Origin of the sequence: Sphingomonas faeni (genome assembly GCF_003053745.1) — a bacterium.
GTDB classification, from domain to species: Bacteria; Pseudomonadota; Alphaproteobacteria; order Sphingomonadales; family Sphingomonadaceae; genus Sphingomonas; species Sphingomonas faeni.
Genome location: NZ_QAYE01000027.1, coordinates 1 through 3,892 on the forward strand (window position 1 = coordinate 1; position 3,892 = coordinate 3,892).

General features: G+C 51.6%; 2 protein-coding genes. One reads left to right on the top strand and one right to left on the bottom strand.

All coding sequences use genetic code 11. The features are described 5' to 3' along the window. Nucleotides 1–1,787 precede the first annotated feature (1,787 nt). Entirely contained in the window at nucleotides 1,788–2,324 is a 537-nt protein-coding gene (locus C8J25_RS20080; RefSeq protein ID WP_107956109.1) for an AAA family ATPase, read from the top strand. A 215-nt stretch (nucleotides 2,325–2,539) separates the two neighbouring features. Here C8J25_RS20080 and C8J25_RS20085 read toward each other — a convergent pair whose 3' ends face one another. Then, the gene (locus tag C8J25_RS20085) at nucleotides 2,540–3,265 is read right to left on the bottom strand and encodes a Crp/Fnr family transcriptional regulator (protein ID WP_107956110.1); all 726 of its coding nucleotides are present in this window, start codon (nucleotides 3,263–3,265) and stop codon (nucleotides 2,540–2,542) included. Between the last annotated feature and the right edge of the window lie 627 nt (nucleotides 3,266–3,892).

A 3,892-nucleotide genomic window follows, 5' to 3' on the forward strand; every position in this document is an offset into this window, starting at 1 on the left:
TTCGTGAGAAAGACCCGAATTACGCTCCTTCGCGTAGGCAGCAGCTAGTCGGTTTGCTAGCCGACTTGAGGCGCGATGATAGACACTAGCGCCCAAACCCGGACGTTCCCGACTGGAAGACGGTTGCCCGAAACCGGACCTTCGTTCAGCTTGCGGCGATGATGGAACCAGCCAAGCGACCAACGACTTCTTGTGGTCCCATCTTGGCCATTGCCATTCTCGCGCTGATCTTCGGCGGCATGGCGCTGCTGGCTTGGCTGGCTCCCGACGTTTGATATTGGAGTTAGGAAAGCGGACCGAGCGATAACGACCACATTAGGTCGTTCGACGCGATTTGGCTGTTTCCTGATTGCAGACGGTCCATCCGAACGTCATCACCAGTTCGTGATGCACTTCGCGGCTATCATTTTTGGGCTTCAGTCACTTATATCCGTCCGCGCGAACGCGGAGATGCCGACGCGCCCTAGGTCGGTGCTTGTCATAGGGCTGCCCGGCCGTCCTAACCCGCCTGAGCAGGATCGAGACGCTGGGCGACTTTTCCACGGAACTTGGCGTTCTGCCGATCCTAAGGGGCCGCCCGTGTTAGTCGACCCCGTGCAGGCGTTGACCGAGGCGGCATTGCGTTGCGGACAGCGACGCTTCGACTGGCGCGGCTTGAGTTATGACCACGGCAACGAAATGGTTCTCCCGAACGATGGAGAGGTTCGACGCGCCCTTTCGTGTGTCGCGGGCAAAGTGCCTTTCGATTTCTATGTCCGGGTCGAGCATGGGACAGGCCGCTAACAGCGACCTTGCAATTAGTAGCTGCCGGACCGCTTCCCTCCCTTTGTTGCCATTCCGCTTACGCCCAGTTGCGGACGTTCGGGCGGCCCAACAGCTAACTCGAAAGCGGACGTCGTTGTTGCCTCAGTGCGCTGAAGACCGCATCCCTCGATCATGGAAACCCGTATGTCAGCTCATTCAGGCCCCGCCATTGCATGCCTGCTGTCGCTTGCAGCAACTGGCTGTGGAGCACCAGCACCACGAGTGCCGGATACAGCCCCATTCCAGTATAATGGCATAACACTATATTTCCCAAAAGGAACCGTAGAGGCACGAATAGAGGAGGGAGCAAAGACGCGTGCGTATGCTCGCTTAGTTCCGGACAGGCCAAAATCGGGTAGTTCAGTCGACGCTAGATATTACATTGATCTAGGCAGGGGATTTACCGGAAAGAGCTCTGGTGGCGGGTATCGGCTTGGATTTAACGAATATCCGTCGAATAGTGTGCAAACGAAACTGGATGAAGATCATACAATGTTTTGTCCGGCGCCAGACGGACTAAGACTATTCTTTCAATGTGCGGTACTTCTGCGAAGTGTGCCAGCAGCAGCGATCCAGTTTAAAACCGCACCTTTATCGCCAGAAGTGGCTCGGTCAATGGTAACAGATGCCGAACTATATCTGACACGGGCGAAGGCGCAAAAAGCCACTAATCGGACGTCGGAACGACGGCTATCAGAACCAACGCCGAGAAAGCCCCTCATCTTTGTTCCGTATCCATACAACCATTGAGCCATTGTTTTCGTTGTTAAGACTTTTGAGCGTCTGTAGCATTCAGGATGAGCAAAGGGGCCGAAAAAAACTAGCGCCATGGCTCATTAGCGAACTTCCGCTTACGCGCCAATCTCCCTGAAAACGGTCAGGCCGTTATCCTGCCCATCCAGGACATTCCCGAAATTCGATCGACCCCGAGAACGACCGGCGTCTCGCCTGCCGTTCCTTTAGGAAGGGCATATAGATAGCGAATGGCTGACCATCTCCACATCATTACGGGCGGTCCTGGGTCCGGCAAAACGAGCTTGATCGATGCCTTGGCCGTTGAGGGTGTCCGTCATATGCCAGAAGCCGGCAGGGCGATCATACAGGACCAGGTGGACATTGGCGGCACCGCCCTGCCGTGGAATGATCGGGAAGAGTTTGCGAGATTGATGCTGGCATGGGAGCTGCGATCCTACCGCGAAGCCGTGAGCACGTCTGACCCGATCATCTTCGATCGCGGCATCCCGGATGTGATCGGCTATCTACGTCTGTGCGGGTTGCCCGTGCCGGCGCCAGCGCTACGGGCGGCCGAGTTGCGGCGCTACGCGAGAAGGGTGTTCATCGCCCCACCTTGGGCGGCCATCTTTGAGCAGGATGCCGAACGAAAACAGACGCTGGCGGAAGCCGAAGCCACCTACAATGCGATGATCGATTCCTATTCCGGCTTGGGCTACGAGCTTGTCCCTCTCCCTCTGGTGCCTGTCGCCGAACGGGTAAGGTTCGTTCGCGAGCAAATTGCCTAGTTTCTCAATACATCATCCTAATTGAGATAACCTTTTTGGAAATGAATTGGCTATCTATCATGTAGCTAGCGGTAATTCAGCGAGGGCCGAGGCTTCATAATTAGTAAAATAAGATCTTTGATCATTTAGTGAAATGCAGAATACCAAAATCAAATAGCGCCTACGTTCTAGGTGGTTTTATTAGTATACATACCGAGCTTTATCGGACATTTATATCATTCGTTGGTCAGATACTCGTCATTGAAATCGGCTAGTACACACAATGCATCCCATTCGGGCAGCCTGAATAACGTTTTTTCCCTAATTAGTAAGCCTTCATTACGAAGAGACTTCATTGCGCGATTGACGTGAGCTGCTGTAAGGCCGAGGGCGTCGCCAATTTGCTCCTGAGTCAGGGGGAATTTGAAACTTCGATCGGCAGTTGTGTTGCCTCCCGTCAAACGAACGGCAATTTCGCAGAGCAGATGCCCGACTCTCTCTTTAGCATTGCGTCGACCAATGTTTAGCATCCATTCCTTATAAATTGAGGAACGATAAGCAAGCATTGTAGAGATACCATTCGCAATCGTAGGATGTAGCATCATAAAGCGTTTCATCGCATCTCGATGAATGAGCCCCACACTGAATGTGGTGAGAGCTTGTATACTACAATCTAACTGGTTTAAATATATGTTTTCGAGGGCTAGCGCTTCACCTGGCAGTATTAGCGATAAAATCTGTCTAGATCCAGAACTAGTCTGTTTATGACTAAAGGCAAATCCCTCAATTGCTATCCCGATAAAATCCGCCCGATCGTTTTCTCGCAGTACGTACCGTCCGGCAGCATATGATCGGACGACACAATCTGCGCTTAAAATAGCTGCTCGCGCCTCCTGATTAAGAGGCTCTATTTGCTCGAGACTATCGACTAAGATTTTCAACCCCGGCATTGCGTCTTCCATAAATATCGCAAGGCAAGCACGCTCGCCTAAACCAAAGCTTCCACATCCTCCAAATTAAGGCAAAAGTGCATAGACATATGTCATGTCCCCAGTGAACGATATAAATCATAATTCCTAGATAAAATGTTTAATGTTAGATAGTTATCGGTCTATCGTGTTTATGTATTGATTTATATCAATTAGAATTCGCAGGTCTATGCACCGATTATGATGTTTTATTATCGATGTGTGGATTTCCGGAGGTATTTTGCACGCTGCGTTTGCAATGATGAAAGCTTGCGGCAAAATCTTGCATTGAAACACATGTATAAGCAGCTGATAATTAATGACTTTTCTAGGTTTGCGGTGCAGTTTATACGACAACGTATTAACGGTATTTGGACTCGACCTGAAGCCAACTCACGTGAAGCGCTGCGCCGAATAGGTGACGGCTCTACTGTTAATCTCGAGCGCGCCTAGGTTGGCATAACGTGGTGGGCGTGAACGAAAATCGTGTTCGCTCGTGGCATCATCGTTCTTTATTCGACGGGCTTAGGGCTCAGACTCATTCACAGCCAGAAGGCGACAGCGGTTGCGAGAGCTACGGCTGAGAGGAAGTTGGCGGCGAGCTTGTCGTAACGGGTAGCG